Source organism: Bradyrhizobium sp. SZCCHNR2028, from assembly GCF_032380995.1.
Lineage (GTDB): Bacteria > Pseudomonadota > Alphaproteobacteria > Rhizobiales > Xanthobacteraceae > Bradyrhizobium.
In genome coordinates this window covers 70712-95747 of the sequence record NZ_JAUHJF010000001.1, presented here as the reverse complement: position 1 = coordinate 95747, position 25036 = coordinate 70712, and the positions used below count along the sequence as shown (strand labels likewise).

Genomic DNA, 25036 nt, shown 5'->3' with positions numbered 1-25036 from the left:
CCTTGGAGGGCCAGCGGCCGGACTCGCGCAACTCCCGGACGAATTCCTGTTTCGCTTACGCTTCTACCGCAGGCTGGGGATCGGTCCAACACCGGCTGCCGACGGTGCCGGGCTCACCCCGCGACGATGGTGCCGCGCCCTTCGCCCCGCAGCATCGCACCGATCGAGCCGGGTTCGGCAATGGAGAAGACAATGATAGGCAGCGATGTTTCCCGGGCAAGCGCGAATGCAGTCGCGTCCATGACCTTGTAGCCGCCCTCGATGGCCTGCGAATGGGTCAGACGGTCGAAGCGCTTGGCGGCCGGATCCTTCTTGGGATCGGCACTATAGACGCCGTCGACATTGGTGGCCTTCAGCACGGCCTGCGCGCCGATCTCGGCCGCCCGCAACACGGCGGTGGTATCGGTGGTGAAATAGGGATTGCCGGTGCCGCCCCCGAGCACCACGATGCGCCCTTCGGCCAGCGACTTGTGCGCTGCAGCGCGCGTGAACAGCTCGCAAACCTCCGGCATCACGAAGGCCGAGAGCGCCTGCGCCGGGGTACCCTTGCGCTGAATCGCGGCTTCGAGCGCCAGGCAGTTCATGACGGTCGCGAGCATGCCCATCGTGTCGCCGGTCGGGCGCGATACGCCCTGCGACGAGACCTCGACCCCGCGCACCATGTTGCCGCCGCCGACGACGACGGCAATCTCGACGCCCAACTTCTGAGCCGCAATGAGGTCGTCGGCGATGCGGTCGATGGTCGGCTGGTCGATGCCGAAGGAATGAGGGCCCGCGAGATATTCGCCGGACAGCTTGACCACGACGCGACGATAGACCGGCTCAGCCATGTGCCAATGCTTCCCTGTCTCGCGCGTTGGGATCCGGCGCACGCATGCGCCGGATCGAACCAGGTTCAGTCGTTACTTCTTGCCGCTGGCGGCGGCGACTTCGGCAGCGAAGTCGGTCTCTTCCTTCTCGATGCCCTCGCCGAGGGCATAGCGGACGAAACCGGCGACCTTGATCGGACCACCGACCTTGCCTTCGGCTTCCTTCAGCGCCTGCGCGACGGACTTGCCGCTGTCGTGGATGAAGGCCTGCTCGAGCAGGGTGACTTCCTTGTAGTAGGTCTTCAGACCGGACTCGACGATCTTCTCGATCACGTTTTCCGGCTTGCCCTGCTGACGATATTTGTCGGCGAGCACGTCCTTCTCGCGCTTGACGAGTTCCGGATCGAGACCGGCCGCATCGATCGCCTGCGGATTGGCCGCGGCGACATGCATCGCGAGCTGGCGACCGAGCACGGCGAGCTCGTCGGTCTTGCCGGGCGACTCCAGCGCCACGATCACGCCGAGCTTGCCGGCACCCTCGATGACGGCGCCATGGACGTAGCTCGACACGACGCCCTGGCTCACTTCGAGCGAAGCCGCACGCCGCAGCGTCTGGTTCTCACCGATGGTGGCGATCGAATCGGCAATCGCGGCCTCGACCGTGATGCTGCCCACCTTGGCGGCCTTGATCTTCTCCACGTCGGCACCGACGTCGAGCGCGACCTGGGCGATCATCTTGACCAGGCCCTGGAAGTGCTCGTTGCGGGCGACGAAGTCGGTCTCGGAGTTGACCTCGACGACCACGCCCTTCTTGCCCGAGGTCAGCGCGCCGATCAGGCCCTCGGCCGCAACGCGACCGGCCTTCTTGGCGGCCTTCGACAGGCCCTTCTTGCGCAGCCAATCCTGCGCGGCCTGCATGTCGCCGCCGTTCTCGGTGAGCGCGGCCTTGCAGTCCATCATGCCCGCGCCGGTCGACTCGCGCAGGTCCTTCACCATCGCTGCGGTGATGTTAGCCATTGTTGAACGTCCTTTTGCCTGTCCAAAGCGCGACGCAGCGGATGGCTGGTCGCCGCCCGCTGCCAGGAAAAACCTATCTCAGTCGCGATGGCCGGCGTGAGACGCCGGCCAGATTCTCTTGCGTCGTCTTAGGCGTCGGCGAGCGACTTGGCCTGGGCAACCCAGGCATCGGCCCGGCTCGGCAGACCCACTTCTTCGCCGATCTGGTGTGCCGTGTCGTGATCGAGCTCGGCGAGCTGCCAGTAGTGGAAGATGCCGAGGTCGTTCAGCTTCTTCTCGACGGCCCCCGAAACGCCGGTGAGCTTCTTGAGATCGTCGGCGGTGCCACGCGGACCGGGCAGCCCCTGGAACTTCGAGGCGACCGACGCTGCCGGAAGCTCTTCCTCCAGCGGGGCGGCGGAAGCCCCGACGTCGATCCCGAGTTCGCCCTGCGCCCGCGAGATGCCGTCGATCGCGGCACGCGCGATCAGGTCGCAATACAGCGAGATCGCACGGCCCGCATCGTCATTGCCCGGCACGACATAGGTGATGCCCTTCGGGTCGCAATTGGTATCGACGATCGCGGCAACCGGGATCTTGAGGCGCTGGGCCTCCTGGATCGCGATGTCTTCCTTGTTGGTGTCGATCACGAAGATCATGTCGGGCAGACCGCCCATGTCCTTGATGCCGCCGAGCGAGCGATCGAGCTTGTCGCGCTCGCGCTGCAGGGTCAGCCGCTCCTTCTTGGTGTAGGAGTTGGCTTCGCCAGAGGACAGCACCTCGTCGAGATGACGCAGGCGCTTGATCGAGGCCGAGATCGTCTTCCAGTTGGTCAGCGTACCGCCGAGCCAGCGCGAATTGACGAAATACTGCGCGCAACGCTTGGCCGCATCGGCCACGTTGTCCTGCGCCTGGCGCTTGGTGCCGACGAACAGGATGCGGCCGCCCTTGGCGACGGTGTCGCTGACAGCCTGCAGCGCCGTGTGCAGCAGCGGCACGGTCTGGGCGAGATCGATGATGTGGATGTTGTTGCGGGCTCCGAAAATGAAATCGGCCATTTTCGGATTCCAGCGGTGAGACTGGTGACCAAAGTGCACGCCAGCTTCGAGCAGCTGGCGCATCGTGAATTCAGGTAGCGCCATTGGATATTCTCCGGTTGATTCCTCCGGAAACGCGTGAGCAAAGACAGACCGTTAAGGCCCGGCTTGCCACCGGACGCCCTCTAGGAGAGCCAAGTTTCCGTGTGAGATGGCGCGCTATATAGCCGGATTTTGGCGTAACGCAAGGAAAATGGGCCTATTCAGCCTGCAGAAGCTCCGCCAGCGCCGCCCTCGCCTGCCCTTCCTGGAGCGGAACGAAGTCGACCGGGCCCTTGTTGTCGGCGCCCGACGAGGCCGCCGCCATCACGCCCATGCCCAGCAGGCCAAATGCCATGCCGCCGCCCTGCATGGCCCTGGACCGATCGCTGGGCCTGATCGAGAAGAAATAGGTCCGCCCCGGTTCGGTATTGAAATCGAGCACCGAGTCGCCCGGGAACAGGGTCTGGGTGGCGACGAGGTGGTGCGGACCGGCCGGCCGGTCGAGGTAGACGTAGGTACCGGGGATCAGGCGGCTCAGCGCGACGCCATCGACCTTGGCGTCGCAAGTGGTCCTGTCGAGCCAGGCATCCTTCAAACTCATGATGACGATGCGGGAGTGTCCGGGACGCGGCGCCCCAATCTTCTGTGACACCACCGCATACTCGGTGCCTTCTTTGCCTGTTAGGCACCCTGATACCAGAAATGCCGCTCCCAATCCCAGCAGCGCCCGCCTGTTCATTGCCCCCTCCCCCGTAAAAACCCGGATAGAGGCTATGATGGGAACCGGGGAACTTTCAATCTGCTGGAGCAAAGACGGTGGAACTGAGCTCAGCGCTCCACACCGGCCGGCGTCAGCGAGGCCCGATCGGCGTCGAGCTTTGCCCTCAGCCGCGCAGCGTCGTCGAAGAAGACCTGCTCGTCCTGTACTGGAACCAGGCGCAAGGACGGCGGCATCAGCACGTGGCTGACATTGGGACGGCCGGAATTCGCCAGCGCCTCCGACCGCTGCACGGTCTGAACCGCGATCGCGACCACGAGCAGCAGCCCGACTACCATGCCCTTGGCGAGCATGTGGGTGCGCCCGACCTCGCGCAGATGCAGGAAGCATGTCGCCGCCAGAACGATCCACGACACGACATAGCCGTAGGTGAAGACGGCCGTCCAGGTCAGGGCGAACGAGGCAATCTGGGCGAACTCGCTGTAGATCCAGAATGCGATCAGACCCGCCTGCGCGATCAGGAGGTGGCGCAGAAAATGCGAGCGACCGGAAAACAGCCGCGCCAGCAGCGCCCAGACGCCGACCCAGGCAACGACGACCCCGATCATGGTGAGGGTCGGCACGAGATAATCGGACAGATGCGCCTCGGTGGTCTGCGCAAACCAGGTCATCAGCGCATTGATCGCGAGCAGGACGACGCCGAGCGCGATCGCCGCGATGATCGGCAACGCCCCGCGTTCGGAGCCCGCGAGCCGCTCCGGCTCGACGGCATGGCCGGCGTCGCGGATCCGGAGCAGTGTCTGGCCGATCCGGATCGGCTTGATGCCATCGAGGACGAGCTGCGGCTTCCGGCTCTTGCTGCGATCGAGAAAGAGACCGTTCGCGCTGCCGAGATCCTCGGCGACGAGGCGCCCCTCGCCGTTGCGGAAAATCCGCACATGGCGCGCGGCGACATAGGGATCGTCAAGGATGACGTGATTGTCATAGCCACGGCCGATGCTGATCTCGGTGGCATCGACGCGGAAGCGGCCGGCGACGTCGCGATGCTTGGAGAGGATCTCGATCCAGATCATCGTGCGACCTGCAGGCGTTCGAGGAAGCTCTTGCCGAGGCGCAAGGCGTCGTCGTAGGCGATCGCTTGCAGGTTCAGCCGCGACACCAGCGCCTCGTCGGCGTGGTCCTGCGTGACCGCGACCAGCACGACGTCGTAGAGGCCGTCGAACTCGCGATAGCCTTGCGCGCACCACAATACGCGCAGCGGCGGATGAGCGGCCGCCGGCGCGACGCCGACGAAATCCGCATGGCAATGCTGCGGCGTGTACCATTTGCGGAACGAGCCACCCATGGTCAGCCGCGGCTGCGCCAGTTGCGTCAGCACGGTCGCGAACTGGAATTGATTGAGGTCGATCGATTTCGCGTAGGAGTGGCTGACCTCGACCACACCGGTGTTGAGGTCGGAGGCGACATACACGCTCGCCTCGGCCTTGCAACTGGTCGAATTGATGCTGGCGCGCGGCTTCGGCGACGCACTGGCATTCGTGCTCGCCCAGCATTCGAACCAGCCCGCGCGCGTCTCCGGCGCCTGATAGGACCCAAATACGCGGTCGCGGAAGCCCTCCTCGCCCAAGGATTTGTAGAGCGCTCCGCGCCAGCTGGTGAGCTGCGCGACCACGTCCTTGCGCAGATCGGCCGCCGCCGGCCTGGCATCCTGACCGCGCGCCAGCAGCGCGGCGGCGAAGCGCGCCGGCACCAGGAAGCTGATGAGCTGGCCGCCGCGGCGGGTGGCGACGTTGATACCCACCACCTGGCCTTGCGCATTGACCGCCGGCCCGCCGCTCATGCCGGGATTGAGCGCGCCGGTGAAGTGGATGTGATCGTTGTAGCTGTGCTCGACGAGACCGTTGTAGGTGCCCTCGATGATGGTGAAGCCGAGATCGAGCGGGTTGCCGAGCGAATACAGCCGCTCGCCTTTCGGCAGGCTGCCGTCGAGCGCGGCCTTGTCGAAGGAGAAGAACGGCGCGTTCTGCTTGTCGACGCGAACGAGCGCGAGATCGTTGGGCAGGTCGACGGCGAGCAGCGTCACGCCGCCTTGTGTGCCATCGGCTCCCGTATATTCGAGCCGGTAGGTCTTCGGCTCGAGCGCGGCGTCCGACACGACGTGATAGTTCGTGACCGCGAGCCCGTCGGCGGAGACCAGAAAGCCGGAACCGGTCGAGGTCTGGCGACCGGCATCGGCCACGAGCGTGCGGATCTGAAGCAGGCGCGGCGGCGCCGAGGCATAGACGGCTTCGGCGCCCGGCAGCGCCTGCGCATTGGCATAGGACGGGACGCCCGCAACCCCAGCACTGCCAAGAGCTGCCATGATCGCGCCTCGCCACAGCAGCGCGCGCACGGTGCCAACAAACGCTGATATCAATGGTGCCCCCGCAACACGTCGTCGACTGCCGACGTCGCGCGCCCACGATCGATCAGTCCGGCGGTCCGGCCAATATCGAAAACGGGCCTGCGATGCAACCGGCGCGCCGCGGCTGCGCCGGCCGGCTCAGCAATGCGGCACGTTCGGCGGACACCGCTTGCCCGGGGCCTGCGGCGGAGCAGGTCGCGGCGGTGGTGCTGCCGGTCTTGCCATCGGCGGCGGTGCGGCGGGCCGCGCCATCGCGGCCACCGGCGGCGGGCTTGGACGTGCCATCTGCGGCGGCGGGCTCGGACGCGCCATTGGCGGCGGCGGAGCCGGCCGCATCATCGGCGGCGGAGCGGGCCGGGCCATCGGGGGCGGCGCCGGCCGGGCCATTTGTGGCGGAGGAGCTGGGCGCATCACAGGCGGCGGCGCGGGCCGCGCCGGCGCCGCTCGAAGCACGGGCGCAGCCGGCGGCCGTGGCGGCGGCGGACTCGGCCGCGCAGCCGTCGGCGGCGCTGCGCGATGCTGGATCTGGTCGGGCACGGCCGGCTGCAGCCGCGGTCGCGCGTCCGGTGCGTGTGGAATGGCCGCCGGCGCAACCGGGCGAGGAGCCACCGCCGCGGGAGGCGCGGCGGGTACGCCGGGCGGCGTGCGGTTCGCCCGCATGTCCGGTCGGATCGCAGGCGTCTGCACCGCAGCGGGAAGCCCCGGCGCGCCACGTTGGCCCGGCACCGGAAGCGCATTCGCGTTTGGCGGGCCCTGCCCCGGCCGGCCGGCCTGATTTGGAAGCGCAGCCTGCGGAACGCCAGCAGGCAACGGTCCGCCCGGTCCGGCGGGTCGCGCGCCAGGATTGGCGACCGGTGCGGGCGGCGGCACCTTGCCCTGCTGGATCAGGGTCGCGCGCTGCATTACCGCGGGCGGCAATGCCGGCGCCGTCGCCACGGCCGGCTGGGTTGTCGCAGCGGGACCGGTGGACATCGGACCGGCAGGTGCGGGACGATTGATCACGGTGTTGATGACCGCGGTGTTGTGGATGTTCTGGTAGATGATGTTGTTCGGCGGCGGCGCAACGAAAGCCGGCGGCCGGACATAAACCGGGATCGGCACGAACACCGGCCGCGGCAGGATGAACAGGCCGACCGGCGCGAACGGCGGCGGCAGCTCCACGAACTCCGGCGGAGGCGGCGGCAGGATGTAGACCGGCGGCGGGGGCGGCGGCACGAAATCGAATTCGGGATCCGAGAACAGCAGCACCGGACGTTCGACATAGATCACCTCGTCGAGCGGCGGCGGCGGCACGTCATATTCGATCATCGCGAAGGTCGGCGGCGGCGCCGGCGCTGCCGACAACATCGCCAGCCGCCGCCGGGCGTCCTCGGCATGCGCGCCATAGGGATAGCGCTTCAGATAGGACCAATAGGCTTCCGGGCTGTCGGTGCGAAACGTCCGCCGCCAGGTCAGCGCCTCGCGGCGAGCGGCGACCAGGGCGCGCACGCGCCGCGCCAGCGGGTCGCTCGGATAGGCGGCGATGAAATCCTCATAGCCCTGCAGCGTGTCGCGCTCCAGCGCGGCGGCATAGGCCTCCTGCACCGGCAGTTCGCGGATCGGGCGCGAGCGCAGCGCCGCGGTCTGCTCGGGCGAATCCGGCGTGGCCGGCGCGTCCGGCGCCCGCTCGAAGAAGGAGAAGGCGGCCTGGATCTTCTGCGCATCCCACGGCACCTGCGCGCCCTTGGTCTCCTCGTTGACGCGCAGCCGCAGCCTATCGAACACCTCCGGCAGCGACAGGCCGCCGGTGCGGATCATCTCGGCGAGCGAGCGCGCGTAGATGCCATAGGCGCCGGTCTCGTTCGGCGCGATCGTGCCCGGCGCCGCATTGAAGGCGATCAGCATGTTGGCATCGGGCTCGACCAGCGCCAGGCCGCCGGCGATCGCCGGGCCGCCGGCAATGAAGGGCTGCTGACGCGCGGCATCGAGCACCACGACGCTGGCCTTCACCGGCGTCGCCGCAAGCTGGCGGATGTAGTCGCTGAGGCGCAGGCCCTCGGTCGGAATGTCGACGTCGCTGCCGATGTTGGCGTCGACGGGAAGAAAATAGTTCTCGCCGGCGAGCTGCATGCCGTAGCCGGCGAGATAGACCATCGCGACGGTGTTGGTGTCGGCTGACTGGGCCTTGTGAATGAAATCGCGAAAGCTCTTGCGCAGCGTGTCGGCATCGAGGTCGCGGGCGCCCACCACGTCGAAGCCCGCCGCCTGCAGCGTCTGCGCAATCAGGCCAGCATCGTTGGCCGCCGTGGCCAGCGGACCCTTGGCATAGGCCCCGTTGCCGATCACCAAGGCGATGCGCTTTTCGGCGCCGGGCTGCTGCGCTGCAGCAAGCCGCGGCAAGCCCGCCAAGGCGAGCAGGCAGAGCGAGACACTCAGGACGATCTTCGCGGTGATCTTGGTCAAGCGCATGGTTCAAGCCCCTTCGAGGCACCCGCCGCGGATTCAGCGGGAGAATGGCTGAACCGCGGTTGAACGGAGGCATGTCCGTACAGCCCACGCGCAGCTTTTTTGTTCCTCGTCCCCCTGTTCGACCAGCAAGATCGCCGAACGCAGCCGTTCCAGCGGAACGATCGCCCCGATTATAGCTGCTGCACGTCGACCACGCCGGTCACCGCCTTGATGGCACCTGCGATTTGTGGCGAAACCTTGAAGCGCCCCGGCAGCTTCATCTCCACCTCGGTTTCGAGGTCCAGCATCATGACCAGCGACACCTCGCCTTCGCCTGCGGCGGTGCGGGGCGCCGACGGCGGCGCGGCACTCTTGGCGATGGCCCCGTTGCCGTTGGCCGCGGCACCTTCCGGCCCCTGCAGGCGCTTGACGATGGAGTCGAGCGGCTTGGTGTCGCGCAGGAAGATGCGCAGGCCACGCTGCGTCTTGGCGGCGGCATCATCGAGCGGCTCGGCATGGAGCACGCGCGCGCGCACATCCTCGCCCTGCAGCTCGGCGCCGAGCTGAAGCAGCACCGCCGCGCCCGGCTCGAGCACGTCGCGATATTGTGCAAGGCCTTCGGAGAACAGCACCGCCTCGAAATGGCCTGTCGGATCCGACAGGCCCATGATGCCCATCTTGTTGCCGGTCTTGGTGCGCCGCTCCATGCGCGACACCACGGTGGCGGCGACCTTGCCCGCGGTCGCGCCGGTCTTCACCGCGCGCGAGAACTCGGCCCAGCTCTGGACGCGCAGGCGCTTCAGCGCCGCGGCGTAGTCGTCGAGCGGATGGCCCGACAGGAAGAAGCCGATCGCATCATATTCGCGCCGCAGACGCTCGGCCGGCAGCCAGTTCTCGATGTTGGGCAGGATGATCGCGGGCGCGTCGGCGGCGTTGCCGAACATGTCGTTCTGGCCCGAGGTCGCGGCCTCGTGCGCGCGCTGGCAGGCGGCGACGATGGCGTCGGCGCCGGCGAACACGCGCGCGCGGTTCTTGTCGAGCACGTCGAACGCACCGGCCGCAGCCAGCGTCTCGATGATGCGCTTGTTGATCGCGCGCGGATTGACGCGGGAGGCGAAGTCGGCGAGCGAGGTGAACGGCCCGCCCTTGTTGCGGGCCTCCACGATCATCTCGATCGCCTGCGGACCGACGCCCTTTAGGGCCGCCAACGCGTAGAAGATGGTGTTGCCGCTGACCTCGAAGGTCGGGCCCGAGCGATTGATCGACGGCGGCTCGACCTTGATGCCCAGGCGCTGCGCCTCGGTACGAAATTCCGAGAGCTTGTCGGTGTTGTTGAGATCGAGCGTCATCGACGCCGCGATGAACTCCACCGGATAATGCGCCTTCATGTAGGCGGTGTGGTAGGACACCAGCGCGTAGGCGGCCGCGTGCGACTTGTTGAAGCCGTAGTCGGCGAACTTGGCGAGCAGGTCGAAGATCGTGTCCGCCTGGTCCTTCGGCACGCCGTTCTGGGTGGCGCCCTCGACGAAGCGGACGCGCTGCTTGTCCATCTCGGCGCGGATCTTCTTGCCCATGGCGCGGCGCAGGAGGTCGGCTTCGCCGAGCGAATAGCCGGACATCTGCTGCGCGACCTGCATCACCTGCTCCTGGTAGATGATGACGCCGAAGGTCTCCTTCAGGATCGGCTCCAGGATCGGGTGCAGATATTCCGGCTCCTCCTCGCCGTGCTTGCGGGCGCAGTAGGTCGGGATGTTGGCCATCGGACCGGGACGATACAGCGCCACCAGCGCGATGATGTCCTCAAAGCGGTCCGGGCGCATGTCGATCAGCGCCCGCCGCATGCCCTGGCTTTCAACCTGGAACACGCCGACCACGTCGCCCCGCGCCAGCATCTGATAGCTCGGCGCGTCGTCGATCGGCAGAGTCGCGAGATCGACGTGGACGTCGCGCTGCTTCAGAAGCTTCACGGCGACGTCGAGCACGGTCAGCGTCTTCAGGCCGAGGAAGTCGAACTTGACGAGGCCGGCGGGCTCGACCCACTTCATGTTGAACTGGGTAACCGGCATGTCCGATTTTGGATCGCGATACATCGGCACCAGCTCGCTCAGCGGCCGGTCGCCGATGACGATGCCGGCGGCGTGGGTCGAGGCATGCCGCGTCAGGCCTTCGAGGCGCATCGCGATATCGAAGGCGCGGGCCACCACCGGGTCCTCGTCGCGGAACGCCTGCAGCTTCGGCTCGCCCTCGATCGCGGCGGCGAGCGTCACCGGCGCGGCCGGGTTCTGCGGCACCAGCTTGGTCAGCTTGTCGACCTGCCCGTAGGGCATCTGCAGCACGCGGCCGACGTCGCGCAGCACGCCGCGCGCCTGCAGGGTGCCGAAGGTGATGATCTGCGCCACCTGGTCGCGGCCGTAGCGCTGCTGCACGTAGGAGATCACCTCGCCGCGGCGGTCCTGGCAGAAGTCGATATCGAAATCCGGCATCGACACGCGCTCGGGATTGAGGAAGCGCTCGAACAGCAGCGCGAACCGCATCGGGTCGAGATCGGTGATGGTCAGCACCCAGGCGACCAGCGAGCCGGCGCCGGAGCCGCGACCCGGCCCGACCGGAATGCCGTGTGCCTTGGCCCATTTGATGAAGTCCGACACGATCAGGAAGTAGCCCGCGTACTTCATGCGCATGATGACGTCGAGCTCGAAGGCGAGCCGCTTCTGATAGTCCTCCTCGGTCATGCCCGGCGCCATGCCGTGCACCTTGAGGCGCCGCTCCAGCCCCTCCTCCGCCTGTCGCTTCAGCTCGGCCGCCTCGGCGCTCGCGGCGTCCACGGCATCGCTGCCGGTGCCGGCGCCGACCGTGAAAAACGGCAGGATCGGCTTGCGCGTCCGCGGCCGGTACGAACAGCGCTCGGCGATCTCGACCGTCGAGGCCAAGGCCTCCGGAAGGTCGGCGAACAGCACCGCCATCTCGGCACGGGTCTTGAAACGATGATCAGGCGTCAGCTGCACGCGCTCGGTGTCGGCGACCAGATGGCCGCCGGCGATGCACAGCAGCGCATCATGCGCCTCGTAGTCGTCGGCGGTCGCGAAATACGGCTCGTTGGTCGCGACCAGCGGCAGGCCCTTGCCATAGGCGATATCGATCAGGCCGCCTTCGACGCGGCGCTCGCGGTCGACCCCGTGGCGCTGCAGCTCGATGTAGAGGCGGTCGCCGAACAGGCTTGCCAGCCGCTCGCAGCGCTGCGTCGCAAGTGCCGCCATGTCGTGCTGGATCGCGAGCGAGATCGGCCCATCGGGCCCGCCGGTGAGCGCAATCAGACCATCGACACCCTCGTTCAGCCACTCGAACTTGATGTGCGGCGCCTGATGCGTCGGCGTGTCCAGGAAGGCGCGCGAGTTCAGCCGCATCAGGTGGCGGTAGCCCTCCTCGCGTGCGGCGAGCAGGACGATTCGCGAGGGCTGCGCGACCGCACCGGCATTGCGGGCATTCGGGTCCATGTCGCCGAAATCGATGGCGAGCTCGCAGCCGGCGATCGGCTGGATGCCATAGCTCGCCATCTTGTCGGAGAATTCGAGCGCACCGAACATGTTGTCGGTGTCGGTCAGCGCCAGCGCGGGCTGGCGATCGGCCTTGGCGAGCTCGCCGAGCTTGCCGATCTTGATCGAGCCCTTCAGCAGCGAATAGGCGGAGTGAACGTGGAGATGGACAAATCCGGCGCTGGACATGCTCGCTTTGCAACTTCCTGGGGCTTTTCCGAGATCGATCACGGTGTCGGGCCGGCTTCGTCGGGCCGGCTTCCGGGCTTGCTCGGGTCACGACCCGGCGCCATGCCCTATCTCCCGACCGACTCGCTCCGCATCATATCGGACGCCCTCCGGCGAGTCCGGCGCCCTCGCCTGCCTTGTCCCCAGCCGCTGCGCTCGGAAAACTAAAGCTGTGGAATGATTTGCGCCCAGAGCGCGATCATGCCGACGAACAGCGTGATCGACGCCAGCGCGGCGGCTTCTTGAACGAAAACCTTCAGCATCGGGACCTCCCTGAGTCAGAACATATGAAGAACAATGTTCCTTTTCTGTTCTCAGGTCAAGCGCGCTGATCGACCCGTTGCCGCGCCCGCGCCGCAGATGGTTAATCCGGCCCACAAACAAGAAGCCCCGGCGCGAACGCCGGGGCTTTGCAATCCGCCGATCGTGCGCGGATCGACTCAGTACCGCGTCGCGATCGGGCCGCCGAAGCGGTAGTTCAGGCGGGCGGTGAACAGATCGACGTCCTGCTTGATGCTGTCGGAGCCGAGCGCGCCGAAGCTGACGGTCTGGCGATCCATGAACAGATGGTCGTACTCGACGCCCAGCGACCAGTTCGGCGCGAAGCCGTATTCGAGTCCGGCACCGACCACGCCGCCCCAGCGCGTGTCGTCGTTGGAGGCGAGGAACGCGCCGGTCGCCGCGTTGGTGATCGTGTACTTGTTGCTGGTCACGGCCGCGCCGCCCTTGGCGTAGAGCAGCACGTTGTTGATGGCATAGCCGACCTGGCCGGTGAACAGGCCGAACGCATCGGTCTTGGTGCGGTTACGCGTTCCGAACAGCGCGCTCTGATTGTCGCCGGTGAGGTCGGCCCAATTGCCCTGCGCCTCGACGCCGAACACGATCTGGCCCATCTGCCAGCGATAGCCGACCTGGCCACCGACGGTGCCGCCGGATGCATCATGCGAACCCTCGCGGCCGCCGCCGACCAGATCCCAGGTGTTCTCGCTCCAGCCGCCGCCACCGTTCACGCCGATGTAGAAGCCGCTCCAGTCATAGATCGCAGCCATCACCGGCGGCGGTGCCTTCGTGTAGGGACGCGCAGCGAGATCCGCGGCAAGCGCCGGCGAGGCCAGCACCACGAGCGCCGTCGTCGTCAACAGAAGTTTCTTCATCACAGGTCCAGTCTCGTCTCATTTGGCCCCCAGGCCAGCCGCATCTCTTAACGATCTGCGCCACAATTGCTGTAGCCGCTCGGTCACAGCTCGCTGCTGAAAGGCCACGAGACATATTGGGAAATTAATCTTTAATCACAGTGTGTTGATGGAACTTTCCAGCTTGCAATCGAGGGCCGACCGACTACACACGCGTGAGGGCCGTCGCGCCGGTGCTTCGCCATGAAGCGCGCGCGTTCTGGTCATCAAGGGATGAAGGGAGATCGTTGATGCGTGAGGTTTTATTTGCGGCCCTGGCTGCAGCCGGCCTCGTGGTCGCAACCCATGCGCCGGCTCACGCCGTCGGTGTCAGGCATGCGTTCTGTCTGCAGGGTGATGAGTTTCCGGGCTTGAGCCACTGCACCTTCGACACTTACGCGCAATGCCAGGCGACGGCGTCGGGACGCCTGCTGAACTGCATCGCGAATCCCTATTTCGCCGGCGTCAGCAATGACCCGCGCGCGACGCCCTATCCGTATCCGCACAGGCAACGGATCAAGCCGCGTCCGCCGGCGCCAAATCCCTACGCGCCGTTCCCCAACCCATTCGTGTTCGAAGAGGACTGACCCGTCCCCGCCTTCGACGCAGCGAGCTGTCGTCTCAGGCCATACCATCGAAGGTTCGTCGAAGCCGTGGCTCCGACGAACCGAAGCAATCGAAGATGTCGTTGCGTCAGCGCATCATCCCGAAACCCGGACCGAACTTGTAGTTCAGCTTCACGAGCCCGATGTCGACATCCTGCTTGATGCGATGAGTCATCGCGGGCGCGCCGGCCGCGGCGACGAAGTTCAGGTTCTTGTTGCCCAGGAAGATGTGGTCGTACTCGACGCCGACCGACCAGTTCGGCGCGAAGCCATATTCGAGGCCGGCACCGATCGTGCCACCCCAACGCGTGGTGTTGGCGCGATCCAGCATCACGTTGGTGCCCGTGGTGAAGGTGTCGTAGCGATCGCCGACGACCGCGGCACCGCCCTTGATATAGCCGAGAATGTTGTCGAAGGCATAGCCGACCTGGCCGGTGAACAGGCCGAAGCCGTTGGTGCGTGAACGGTCGCTGACATTGGGAAGAATCAGGTTGCGATTCGTGCCCTTGAAGTTGGCCCAGTCGCCCTGCGCCTCGACGCCGAACACCCAATTGGCCATCTGATAGCGGTAGCCGACCTGGCCGCCGACGGCCGCGCCGCCGCCGCCGGAGCAGCCTTCGCGGTTGGCTGCCGGGTTCACCGCCACACCGGCGTTCGAAACCAGATTCCAGCAATCCCGACTGGAACCTCCGCCGGCGTTGAAGCCGACATAGAAGCCGCTCCAGTCATACACCGTCGCCACGACGGCGGGCGGCGCCTTGGTGTACGGCCCCTTCTTCATTGGAAGATCAGCTGCGAATGCAGACGTCGCCGCGGCGATTGCGCCGAGCCCCACCGTTGCGCCGAAAAGCGTCTTCATCATCGAACTCCGTAGCTTCTGTCCCAAAGTCCCCAGGCCCTCTGGTTTCGTGCGAAAAACATGCAGCGCGACGAAGCGATCCTGCCACCCGCATTCGCTCCGCCGACATCAACCGATGTGCAGATCAGAACCATTCTTTCCGGCTTTTATGGGATTGGGCGCAAAGGCCTGTTTTCCAAGGCTTTGCCCGCAACATGAACAAACAACTAATAAGATGTAAGGAGGAGTCGTGGCCGGCGTCCATCCATGGCCACAATACGCGCGACGGCAAAATCGTGATCGGGAAACTCCCGGTCACGGAACGAACCCTGTCACGTCTCAGTCGTGAATTCTTCAGGGCAGCACGACGAGTCTTGCGAATGCGTAGCATCATCATGCGCAAAGCGGACGAATGTGTGGTACTTCCCGGCCCATGCTGAACGCACGCTCGTCCGGAGCGGCATCGTCATCACGTGTAGTAGATCGCCAATTTCAGCGCGGGATCGTCATTGGACTGGAAGGTCGCGTATCGCAGCCTCACGCGGCCCTTCTTCGGATGCTCGAGCAGCTTCTCGCCGGCAGCAAGCGCATTGACGTCGTGCGCCGCCCACAGGCCGTCGAACTCGCGGCTGCCGCGCCGCAGCCGCGCGATCAGATCGACGAAGGCGGGATCGCCCGCCCACAGATCGTAGGTCGCGCGAAACTGCGCGACCATGCGTTGCGCCAGCTCCTTCCATTGCGCGCCGAACAGCCGGCGCACGCCGGGCTTGCACAGCATCAGCACCAACGTGTTGCGCTCATCGTCGGCGAGTTGCGAGAAGCCGAAGATCTCGTCCGCCGCGGCATTCCAGGCCAGCACATCCCATCGCCGTCCGGAGATGTAGGCCGGCTGGTTCAGACCCTGCACGAGCTCGCGCAGCCGGACCGGCACCTGCTCGCGCACGAACGGCTTGCGCGCAGGATCGCGCACCAGCGCCTTGAGATGAGCATGCTCGGTTCGGCTCAGGCGCAGGGCGCGCGCCAGCGCATCGATGGTCGAGGAGGACGGCTTCACGGCCCGGCCCTGCTCGATTCGGATGTACCAGTCGACGCCGATGCCAGCGAGCTCGGCCACTTCCTCCCGTCGCAGCCCTGCGGTGCGTCGCCGCCGCCCGGCCGCGAGTCCGACCGCTTGCGGCGTCAGCTTCTCGCGCCGCGAGCGCAGGAAGTTGCCGAGCTCGGCATGTCGCGGATCACTCATGTGCTGGATCCCTCATGGTTCGCTCCCGCGGGAGGTGTGGCCAGCGTGGGCTTGCCTAATCCCAGGATAATACCAGGCCTTCCTGCGCGGAGCATAGACCGGCAGGCTGGAGCCTCGCCACCGCGAAAATGGAGAAGGACCATGAAGGCCGCCGTGCTCAAACGATTTGGATCGCCGCTCGAGATCGAGCATGTCGAAGACCCCGTGCTCGGCACCGGCGAAATCATCGTCGACATCGCCGCGGCCGGCGTGCTGTCCTATGCGAATGAAGTGTTCAGCGGCGAACGGAAGTACCTGCTGGACCTGCCGGTGATCCCCGGCACCGGAGGGGTCGGCCGGGTCAGCGCCCTCGGCCCCGACGCGACGCATCTCGCCATCGGCGACTGGGTGTTCTGCGATCCAACCGTGCGCTCGCGTGACGCAGCCTTCGCCCCCGACATCACCCTGCAGGGCTTGAGCGCGCGCGGACCGGGCGGGCTGAGGCTGCAACAATATTTCCGGCACGGCTCGTTTGCCGAACGGATGCGCGTGCCGACGGAGAACGCCAAGCCGATCGGGGCCATCGACACTGATGACGCTGCGCGCTGGTGCGCGCTCGGCACCCTGCTCGTGCCCTATGGCGGCTTTATTGCCGCCAATCTGCACGCGGGCGAGACCGTCCTGGTCAGCGGCGCCACCGGCAGGTTCGGCAGCGCCGCGGTCGCGGTGGCGCTTGCCATGGGCGCCGCTGCGGTCGTGGCGCCCGGCCGCAACGAGGTCATGCTGGCGGAGCTGAAGCGCCGGTTCGGATCCCGCGTCCATCCGGTCAGGCTCTCGGGCGACGAGGGCGAGGACATCGCACGCATGAAGCGCGCGGCGCCGCGCCCGATCGACTGCGTGCTCGACATCATGCCGCCGTCGGTCACCGCCCAGGTCGTGCGGTCGGCCGTGATGACCGTGCGTCCCTATGGGCGCGTGGTGCTGATGGGCGGCGTCGGGATGCTGGGCGGAGCCGGGCTCGAGCTGCCCTATCCCTGGATCATGCGCGAGTGCGTCACGATCCACGGCGTCTGGATGTACCCGCCAAGCGCGACGGTCAGGATGGTGGAGCTGATCAGGGCCGGGCTGCTCGACCTTGCGCAGTTCGAGCCGACCTGTTTCGACCTCGATCATGCCAACGACGCGGTCGCCCATGCCGCCGCCCATCGCGAGCCGTTCAAGATGACGGTGATCAGGCCCTGACTGCGGCCGGACTCAGTCGAGCTCGACGACCTTGCCGCCGACGATGGAGACGCGCCGGTCCATGCGGCCGGCCAGCTCCATGTTGTGGGTCGCGATCAGCATCGCGACCCGCGTGGCCTTCACGAGCTGCATCAGCGCGTGAAAGACGTGATCGGCGGTGCCAGGATCGAGATTGCCGGTCGGCTCGTCCGCCAGCAGCGCACGCGGCGCATTGGCGACCGCACGCGCGATCGCGACGCGTTGCTGCTCGCCGCCGGAGAGCTCGGCCGGACGGTGCTTGATGCGCTCGCCGAGCCCGAGATAGGCCAGGATCTCGGTCGCCCGCTTCACGGTCTCCGACCGCTTGAGGCCGCGGATCATCTGCGGCAGCATCACGTTCTCCAGCGCCGTGAACTCCGGCAGCAGCCGGTGCGACTGGTAGACGAAACCGATATCGGTCCTGCGCATCTGGGTGCGCTCGATGTCAGTGAGCTGCGACGTCGGCACGCCCCCGACATAGACCTCGCCCTCGTCGGGGCTCTCGAGGAGGCCCGCGATGTGCAGCAATGTCGACTTGCCCGAGCCCGACGGCGCCACCAGCGCCACCGACTGCCCCGCCCACAGCGCCAGCTTGGCGCCGTCCAGGATGGTCAGCTGCTGCTCGCCCTGCATGTACCGCCGCTTGATCTCGTGGAGATAAACGACCGGCACATCCTCTGCCCCCTGCTCTTCCATCAGCGCCTCACTCGTAGCGAAGCGCTTCGACCGGGTCTAATCGGGCCGCGCGCCATGATGGATAGAGCGTAGCCAGGAAAGACAGGGTCAAGGCCATGATCAGAACGGCCGCGGTCTCGCCGGCATCGATCTCAGCCGGCAGCTTCGACAGGAAATAGAGCTCATTGGGAAACAGATCGGTGCTCGTCAGCCAGGACAGAAACTTCCTGATCGAATCGATATTCATCGAGATCAGGAGGCCGACGACGAATCCGGTGAGCGTGCCGACCACCCCGATCGAGGCGCCGGTGATCAGGAATATCCGCATGATCGCCCCCTGCGAAGCCCCCATGGTGCGCAGCACGGCGATGTCCTGGCCCTTGTCCTTGACCAGCATGATCAGTCCCGAAACGATGTTGAGCGCCGCGACCAGGACGATCAAGGTCAGGATCAGGAACATCACGTTACGCTCGACCTGCAGCGCATTGAAGAAGGTCGAGTTGCGCTGGCGCCAGTCGACGAGAAAGATGGGTCGGCCGGCCGCCTCGGTCACCGTCTTGCGAAACTCCTCCACCTTGTCGGGATTGCTGGTGAAGATCTCGATCGCGGTGACGTCGTTGTTGCGATTGAAATAGGCCTGCGCTTCGGCCAGCGGCATGAAGACGAAGCTGGCGTCGTATTCCGACATCCCGATCTCGAACACCGCCGCGATCTTGTAGGGCTTGATGCGCGGCGTGGTGCCCATCGGCGTCACGGCGCCCTTCGGGGCGACCAGGGTGATGCTGTCGCCGGCATGCAGCGACAGCTGGTCCGCGAGCCGGCGCCCGATCGCCACGCCCTGCCCCTCGTCGAAACCTTCCAGCGAGCCCTGCTTGATGTTCTTGGCGATCGACGTCAGGTTCGTGAGGTCCTGCGCGCGAATGCCGCGGATGAACACGCCTGACGCATTGAATGGCGACGAGCCCAGACCCTGTCCGTCAACCACCGGCGCGGCAAGGCGGATGCCCTGCACCTGCGCGATCCGCTCGGAGACGTCCTTCCAGTCGGTGAGCGGCGACTCCAGCGGCTGCACCAGCAAATGCCCGTTCAGACCGAGGATCTTGTCGAGCAGCTCCTTGCGGAAGCCGTTCATCACCGCCATCACGATGATCAGGGTGGCGACGCCCAGCATGATGCCGAGGAAGGAGAACCCCGCGATGACGGAGATGAACCCTTCCCTGCGGCGCGCACGCAGATAGCGCCCCGACAGCATCCACTCGAAGGGAGCGAAGGGGGTGGTGGTCTGCACCGGTTCGGTCATGGCGTCATCCATTGTGCGATCATCCCATGATTCGGGCCGAATGTGGCCGGATTGGCCTGAAGGGACGGGCAGCCCCGGTGGATAATCCGATGATCGAACGCGCGTCTCAGCCAGCCAATGTTCCGCCGCCGAGCCGTGCCACGACGTCCGCGGGGGACATCATCTGGCGGGCGCCGTCGCTGCGGGTCTTCACCTCGACCTTGCCCTCGGCAAGGCCCTTGGGGCCGACCATGATCTGCCAGGGGATGCCGATGAGGTCGGCCGTGGCAAACTTGCCGCCGGCACGCTGCTCGGTGTCGTCGTAGAGCACGTCGACCCCCTTGGCGAGGAGATCGCGATAGAGCTGCTCGCAGGCAGCATCTGTGTCGGAGCCGCCCTGCTTCAGGTTGAGGATCACGGCGCGGAACGGAGCGACCTCCTCCGGCCATCTGATGCCGGCGTCGTCGTGGCAGGCCTCGATGATCGCACCAGCCAGCCGTGACACGCCGACGCCATAGGAGCCGCCGTGGATGGCCACCTCCGCCCCATCGGGGCCCGCGACCAGCGCCTTCATCGGCTCGGAATATTTGGTGCCGAAATAGAAGATCTGGCCGACCTCGATGCCGCGGGTATGGACCCGCCGCTCAGCCGGCACCTCGGCTTCGAAGCGAGCGGCGTCATGGACGTCCTCGGTCGCCGCATAGAGCGACGTCCATTGCTTGATGATCGGCGTCAGGTCGCCGTCATAGTCGACGGAGGCCGGAGGGATCGGCAGGTCGAGCACATTGCGGTCGCAGTAGACGCCGGATTCACCGGTCTCCGCGAGCACGATGAACTCATGGCTGAGATCGCCCCCGATCGGACCGGTCTCGGCGCGCATCGGGATGCCCTTCAGGCCCATCCGCGCAAAGGTGCGCAGATAGGCGACGAACATCTTGTTGTAGGCGCGCCGCGCGCCGGCCTCGTCGAGGTCGAACGAATAGGCGTCCTTCATCAGGAATTCGCGGCCGCGCATCACGCCGAAGCGGGGACGCTGCTCGTCGCGGAATTTCCATTGGATATGATAGAGATTGAGCGGCAGGTTACGGTAGGACTTCACATAGGCACGGAAGATCTCCGTGATCATTTCCTCGTTGGTCGGCCCGTACAACAACTCACGCTTGTGGCGGTCGCTGATGCGCAGCATCTCCGGACCGTAGGCATCGTAGCGGCCGCTCTCGCGCCAGAGGTCGGCGAGCTGCAGGGTCGGCATCAACAGCTCCAGCGCACCGGCGCGGTTCTGCTCCTCGCGCACGATCTGCTCGATCTTCTTCAGCACCTTGAAGCCCAGCGGCAGCCAGGCATAGATCCCGGCCGCCTCCTGCCGCAGCATGCCGGCGCGCAGCATCAACCGGTGCGAGACGATCTCGGCTTCCTTCGGATTTTCTTTCAGAATGGGCAGGAAAAACCGCGACAGACGCATGGGCGAGGCCTTCGAGATTCGGTTCGGGCTGGCGCAGTCAAACCGGATCAGGCGGCAAAACACAAGGCTGGGTTTGAGAAAAAGCGGCTAAGCCGCCGGATTCCCAATCAATTTACCGGTTTCCCTGAAGTGGAGGATGAACCCCGCCGCGGCGCCATCTCAAGGCTGGTCGCGGCGCGGCCAGCCTTGATCCCCTCGCCCGGACCGTCCTAGCGCGACCGTCCCTGCTCCGAGGACCATTTGTCGAGATCGCTGATCTCGGCGCTGCCTTCGATGGTCGAGACGACGCCCTCGCGGGTCACGAGCATCGTGCGCGGAATGTCGCCCTGCCAGGACGGATCGATCTCGAACCGGAGGCGCTCCACATAGCCGTCGGCGAAAATGAAGTTCTCCGCCGTGGAGAGACCGGCCTTGTCCAGCATGGCCTGGGTCGCAGCATTCAGATTGGGCACGAGGTCGGCGCTGACGGTGACCACGTCGATCTCGGGATGATCGGACATGAACTTGCCGAGCTGCGGCAGCTCGATCTTGCAGGGGCCGCAGGTGACGCCCCAGAAATGGATCAGGGTCGGACGACCCGCATGGGCCCGCAGCACCTCGCGCCACGTGCCGCGCTCGAACGGCTTGAGCGATGGCGGCGCTGCGGTGCTCGACGCCGTCAAGGCGACGAGGCCAAAGATCGCAAGGGCAGCGAATGCGCGTTTCATGACTCATCTCCGATCGGCTGCAACCGATAGCCGTCCGACTTGGTCATCCAGGACAGGAAGATCTGCTTGCCACGGGCGACCAGCAGCGGATGATCCGACGCATTGTCCGTGCTGGCAACGGCGCGCGGCTTCGACCACGTCTCGCCATCGTCCCGCGATTGCATTCCCATCACCGTGGTCCGCTCGCCGTCGAACTCCTTCCACACCAGCGTCGTGCTGTCCTGGGTCGCGAGCACATAGGGTCGCGTCGGATTGCGGTCGGCCTGGCCGATCGCCATCGGCTCCGAGAACGTCCGGCCGCCATCGCGCGAATGCGCGTAGAACAGCCCCTTACGAACCTTGCCGCTGGTGAACCAGGCGACATGATAGGTGCCCGCCGGCGCCACGGTCAGGCTCGGCCCCTGATGCGGGCAGGCCTTGATCTGCCAATCATCGGTGCTGACCCGGTGGACCTCGCCGGGGGTGCCGAGATCACTGAACGTGATCACGGCATGGTCGCGCACGCTGCCATCGAAAATGTTGCGGAACATCACGACCGGACGACCCGGCCCCGCGAACGCAAGCCCGAGCCGGCAACATTCGCAGGTGTTGTCCTGGGCGAGCGTCGCTTCGGCGTAGGTGGCACCGCCATCGCGCGACGACGAGAAGAACAGCCCTGCGCCCTCATAGGAACGCCCGGCGGCCTTCGCCGGCGCCCGGTTGCGCTTGTCGAGCCAGGCCACGAAGACGGTGCCATCCTGGTCGAAAGCCAGCGCCTCGAAGCGCTGGCTTTCGTTGCTGGCCGTGATCGGGCGAACCGCTGCGAAGCTTTTGCCACCGTCCTCCGACCTGGAGTACAGCACCTGCCCGTTGAAGGATTGGTCGCGGAAAATCGAGAACGCAACCGCAACCGCGCCCTTGCCATCGACCACCAGCTTCGGCCGAGCATCGGGCCCCCAGTCGAGGTTGAGCTGCTGCTCGGTGACCGGCACGGTGGCGGAATACGTTTTCCCGCCGTCGGACGAGCTCGCAACCGAGATCCGTCCTCCGGCCATCCAAACGAGCCAGAGCTTGCCGTCGCCAGCGAAGAACGGCGTCACCTTGGTTGCGCATCGGAGCTCAGTGCCCTCGCATGCAGCGTCAGATCCGTGCTGGTGCGCCATCTGGGCTCGAGCGGTGAGCGGACAGAGCAAGGCAATCGCCAGTCCAACGAGGCCGCTTCGAAGTCGTGACGTCCTTATCATTTCGGTCCTCATCGGAATGCCACCTTCATGCCGGCCAAAAAGGCGCGCGGTGAGCCGGCGTAGATCGTCCCGGTGCCCGCCAGTCCCTGCACGCCGGCGCCCGTCACCGTATTCTGCAGGTTGTTTGCGGAGGCGATGTAGGTGCGGTCGAACACATTGCGGACCTCGAAGAAGACGTTCATCGACTTGAACGTATCCGAGGCAAGCTCGGTCTTGTAGTGGACGTTCAGATTGACGAGCTCATAGCCCGGTGCCTTCAGCAGATTGGCGTTGTCCATATAGAAGGAATCCTTCCACTGGACCTCGACGAAGGCACCAAGCCCCGCGAGCCTCCCGCTATGGTGATCGTATCCGAGCCGTGCGGTCAGCTCGTTCGGCGAGATGCCGGGAATCTTGTTGCCAACGCGGTTGAAGCTGAACAGCTTCGAGCCGCCCGCAAGGTTCTCGGTATATTCAGTGTAGACTTGGTCGAGGTAGGTGTAGGCAGTGGTGAACCGCCAGCCCGGCAGGAACCGCCAATCGGCCGCCAATTCGACGCCGCGATGCTCCGAGCGCGGTGCGTTGAAGGTGTAGGAGGTGTTCTGCGTCCCCGTGACGGCCTGGGTGACGATCTCGTTGCGGAAGAACTCGTAGAAGCCCGTCGCGCTGAGGGTCAGAGACCGGTTCGGCGTCCAGTCGAAACCCACGTCGTAGCCCAGATTGGTCTGCGACTTCAGTTGGGTGTTGTTGCCGAAATCGCCGGTTGGCAACACGAACAGGTTCGAGACCTGCGGCGTGCCATAGCCGGTGGCAACGCGGGCGCGCAGCAGCCAGTCGCTGCTCACGCGGTAGAGCAGCGCCAGCTCGGGAGCGAGATTGTCGAACTGCCGGTCCGCCGTCGTGATCGTCGTCGTTGTCGTCGCGCCGTAAGTATAGGCGGTGTTCACGCCGCGCAGATGGGTACGCTCCCAGCCGAGACCGGCCACCGCCGTCAGTGCCGCTGTCAGCTTGAGCTCCTCGCGCGCCCGCAGGCCGTAGTTGGTGGTCTCGCTCCAGGTGTTGGCCGAGAGGCCGCCGAGCGCCGCGTTGCCGCCGGGCACGACGAAGCGCGTATCTCCGGATGCGGTCAGCGTGTTGTAGAATGCGCCGAAGAAGGCGGTCGATTCCAGCCCGAAGATCTCACCCCGCCTGGTGATGTCGCTCATGTAGTTGTAGGACGGATAGTCGCCGATCGCACTGGTCGAGCCGGTCGGCTGGCTGATGTTGCGGTCGTCGAACACGAACTGATTGCGCCAGCTCGTGTTGTTGTCGAAGTCGTGCTCCCAGCGCCCGCCCACGATGGTGCGGCGGTCGTTACGGCCGAGCCCGGCTTGCAGCGCGGTCTCCTGGTCCACCCCGCCGAGCGTATTGAGGCCGTTCTTGTTGAGCCCGACGGTCGCGCAGCCGGCTGCTCTGGACGCCCAGGTGGTGCAGCCCTGCTGGTACGGGTTTTGATAGTATTGGCTCAGCGTGTAACGGAGCGGCAGCCGCGTGACCAGGTCGTTGTTGATGATCTTGACCGTGAAGCGGTCGTCGGGCGTCACCTTGTAGGTGCCGAGGAAGTTGACGGTCTGGGTGTTGAACCAGCTGTTGCCGAGATAGCCGTCGCCGCGGACGTCGCTGGTGAACAGCGAGCCCTCGAAATTGCCGACCTTCTTGCCGAACGTCATGTAGTTGCTGAGATAGCCGAAGCTGCCGCCTTCGCTGCCGATCTCCGCGCCGTCGATGCTGCCGCCCGGACGGGTGCGGAAATTGATCGCGCCTCCGGTCGCATAGTTGCCGTAGAGCGCCGAGGACGGCCCGCGGATCACGTCGACCGCACCGTAGGCGTGGGGATCGATCAGGTCGCTGCGCGACAGCCCGTCCGGCTGCGTGACGGGAAAGCCATCCTCGAACAGCGCGATGTTGCGGATGCCGAAGCCGTTGCGGGCATTGGAGCCGCGGATCGAGATGCCGAGATCGCGCGGTCCGTTGCCCTGCTTGAGCGAGACGCCGGGGCTTTCGCGCAGGATGTCGCCGACGGAAAACGCAGGCCGGTCATCGTAGCGGCTGCGGTCGATCGTGGTCGCGGTCTGGCCGGACGGCGACTGGCTGAGCTGGCTGCGAGCGGCGCCGGCACCCGAGGCTGGGTCGGACACCGCTCCTCCCTGCCCGGAGCTGCTGGCCACGGATGCGGCAGGCGGCTTCGGCACGTGAGTGCGGACGGATGTTGCCTGCGCGATCGGCTTGCGCACGGCCCGTTGTGGCGCGGCGCGCGGCGCGTCGACGGTGACGGACGGCAATTCCTTCTCGGTCTCGGCGCTCGCGATCGTGGCCGATTGCAGCAGCATGAGCTGCAGGGCGAGCACGCTCACACCACCAAGGGCATGACGACGGAACATGTT

At 66.0% G+C, this 25036-nt stretch carries 20 protein-coding genes; 3 read left to right on the top strand and 17 right to left on the bottom strand.

All coding sequences use genetic code 11. The features are described 5' to 3' along the window. Nucleotides 1–113: 113 nt before the first annotated feature. The 9 genes from pyrH to QX121_RS00425 form a co-directional block, all read right to left on the bottom strand. Nucleotides 114–830: a UMP kinase gene (gene pyrH / locus QX121_RS00465; RefSeq protein ID WP_315738234.1), complete on the bottom strand. Its 717-nt coding sequence runs from the start codon at nucleotides 828–830 to the stop codon at nucleotides 114–116. A gap of 72 nt (nucleotides 831–902) precedes the next feature. Then, nucleotides 903–1826, bottom strand: coding sequence for a translation elongation factor Ts (tsf, locus tag QX121_RS00460; protein WP_315711597.1), 924 nt, complete (start codon nucleotides 1824–1826; stop codon nucleotides 903–905). A gap of 128 nt (nucleotides 1827–1954) precedes the next feature. Continuing rightward, nucleotides 1955–2947, bottom strand: coding sequence for a 30S ribosomal protein S2 (locus tag QX121_RS00455; protein ID WP_315738235.1), 993 nt, complete (start codon nucleotides 2945–2947; stop codon nucleotides 1955–1957). Between the two features lie 154 nt (nucleotides 2948–3101). Further along, nucleotides 3102–3485 (bottom strand): hypothetical protein, encoded by a 384-nt coding sequence (locus QX121_RS00450; protein WP_315738236.1) that lies wholly within the window; start codon nucleotides 3483–3485, stop codon nucleotides 3102–3104. A gap of 227 nt (nucleotides 3486–3712) precedes the next feature. Then, the gene (locus QX121_RS00445) at nucleotides 3713–4675 is read right to left on the bottom strand and encodes an FHA domain-containing protein (RefSeq protein WP_315810876.1); all 963 of its coding nucleotides are present in this window, start codon (nucleotides 4673–4675) and stop codon (nucleotides 3713–3715) included. Then, entirely contained in the window at nucleotides 4672–5964 is a 1293-nt protein-coding gene (locus tag QX121_RS00440; protein WP_409999299.1) for a S1C family serine protease, read from the bottom strand. The genes QX121_RS00445 and QX121_RS00440 overlap by 4 nt, the downstream gene beginning before the upstream one ends. A gap of 180 nt (nucleotides 5965–6144) precedes the next feature. Then, nucleotides 6145–8454 carry a caspase domain-containing protein gene (locus QX121_RS00435; RefSeq protein WP_315810874.1) on the bottom strand — a complete coding sequence of 770 codons (2310 nt, stop codon included), beginning with the start codon at nucleotides 8452–8454 and terminating at the stop codon, nucleotides 6145–6147. Nucleotides 8455–8624: 170 nt separating this feature from the next. Further along, nucleotides 8625–12155, bottom strand: coding sequence for a DNA polymerase III subunit alpha (gene dnaE / locus QX121_RS00430; protein ID WP_315738240.1), 3531 nt, complete (start codon nucleotides 12153–12155; stop codon nucleotides 8625–8627). Nucleotides 12156–12634: 479 nt separating this feature from the next. Next, nucleotides 12635–13348 carry an outer membrane protein gene (locus QX121_RS00425; protein WP_315756737.1) on the bottom strand — a complete coding sequence of 238 codons (714 nt, stop codon included), beginning with the start codon at nucleotides 13346–13348 and terminating at the stop codon, nucleotides 12635–12637. 269 nt (nucleotides 13349–13617) lie between these two features. Here QX121_RS00425 and QX121_RS00420 point away from each other — a divergent pair, with 269 nt between their 5' ends. Continuing rightward, on the top strand, nucleotides 13618–13953 hold the full coding sequence (locus tag QX121_RS00420; RefSeq protein ID WP_315738242.1) for a DUF3551 domain-containing protein: 336 nt from the start codon (nucleotides 13618–13620) through the stop codon (nucleotides 13951–13953). Between the two features lie 106 nt (nucleotides 13954–14059). Here the strand turns inward: QX121_RS00420 and QX121_RS00415 are convergent, their stop codons facing one another. After that, nucleotides 14060–14833, bottom strand: coding sequence for an outer membrane protein (locus QX121_RS00415; RefSeq protein WP_315711586.1), 774 nt, complete (start codon nucleotides 14831–14833; stop codon nucleotides 14060–14062). A 57-nt stretch (nucleotides 14834–14890) separates the two neighbouring features. Here QX121_RS00415 and QX121_RS00410 point away from each other — a divergent pair, with 57 nt between their 5' ends. Continuing rightward, nucleotides 14891–15028 (top strand): hypothetical protein, encoded by a 138-nt coding sequence (locus QX121_RS00410; protein ID WP_315738243.1) that lies wholly within the window; start codon nucleotides 14891–14893, stop codon nucleotides 15026–15028. Nucleotides 15029–15278: 250 nt separating this feature from the next. On the opposite strand, the gene QX121_RS00405 is transcribed toward QX121_RS00410, so the two are convergent. After that, nucleotides 15279–16049 carry a helix-turn-helix transcriptional regulator gene (locus QX121_RS00405; protein WP_315810873.1) on the bottom strand — a complete coding sequence of 257 codons (771 nt, stop codon included), beginning with the start codon at nucleotides 16047–16049 and terminating at the stop codon, nucleotides 15279–15281. 141 nt (nucleotides 16050–16190) lie between these two features. On the opposite strand from QX121_RS00405, the gene QX121_RS00400 reads away from it, so the two are divergent. Next, the gene (locus QX121_RS00400) at nucleotides 16191–17270 is read left to right on the top strand and encodes a zinc-binding alcohol dehydrogenase family protein (protein ID WP_315780223.1); all 1080 of its coding nucleotides are present in this window, start codon (nucleotides 16191–16193) and stop codon (nucleotides 17268–17270) included. A gap of 12 nt (nucleotides 17271–17282) precedes the next feature. On the opposite strand, the gene QX121_RS00395 is transcribed toward QX121_RS00400, so the two are convergent. The 6 genes from QX121_RS00395 to QX121_RS00370 form a co-directional block, all read right to left on the bottom strand. Beyond that, on the bottom strand, nucleotides 17283–17984 hold the full coding sequence (locus tag QX121_RS00395; protein WP_315738246.1) for an ABC transporter ATP-binding protein: 702 nt from the start codon (nucleotides 17982–17984) through the stop codon (nucleotides 17283–17285). A 7-nt stretch (nucleotides 17985–17991) separates the two neighbouring features. Continuing rightward, entirely contained in the window at nucleotides 17992–19275 is a 1284-nt protein-coding gene (locus tag QX121_RS00390; RefSeq protein ID WP_315711581.1) for a lipoprotein-releasing ABC transporter permease subunit, read from the bottom strand. Between the two features lie 94 nt (nucleotides 19276–19369). Continuing rightward, nucleotides 19370–20704, bottom strand: coding sequence for a proline--tRNA ligase (proS, locus tag QX121_RS00385; RefSeq protein WP_315738247.1), 1335 nt, complete (start codon nucleotides 20702–20704; stop codon nucleotides 19370–19372). A gap of 209 nt (nucleotides 20705–20913) precedes the next feature. Next, on the bottom strand, nucleotides 20914–21411 hold the full coding sequence (locus QX121_RS00380) for a TlpA disulfide reductase family protein (protein WP_315810872.1): 498 nt from the start codon (nucleotides 21409–21411) through the stop codon (nucleotides 20914–20916). Continuing rightward, the gene (locus QX121_RS00375; RefSeq protein WP_315770849.1) at nucleotides 21408–22634 is read right to left on the bottom strand and encodes a sialidase family protein; all 1227 of its coding nucleotides are present in this window, start codon (nucleotides 22632–22634) and stop codon (nucleotides 21408–21410) included. The genes QX121_RS00380 and QX121_RS00375 overlap by 4 nt, the downstream gene beginning before the upstream one ends. A gap of 8 nt (nucleotides 22635–22642) precedes the next feature. Next, on the bottom strand, nucleotides 22643–25033 hold the full coding sequence (locus QX121_RS00370) for a TonB-dependent receptor family protein (protein ID WP_315810871.1): 2391 nt from the start codon (nucleotides 25031–25033) through the stop codon (nucleotides 22643–22645). Between the last annotated feature and the right edge of the window lie 3 nt (nucleotides 25034–25036).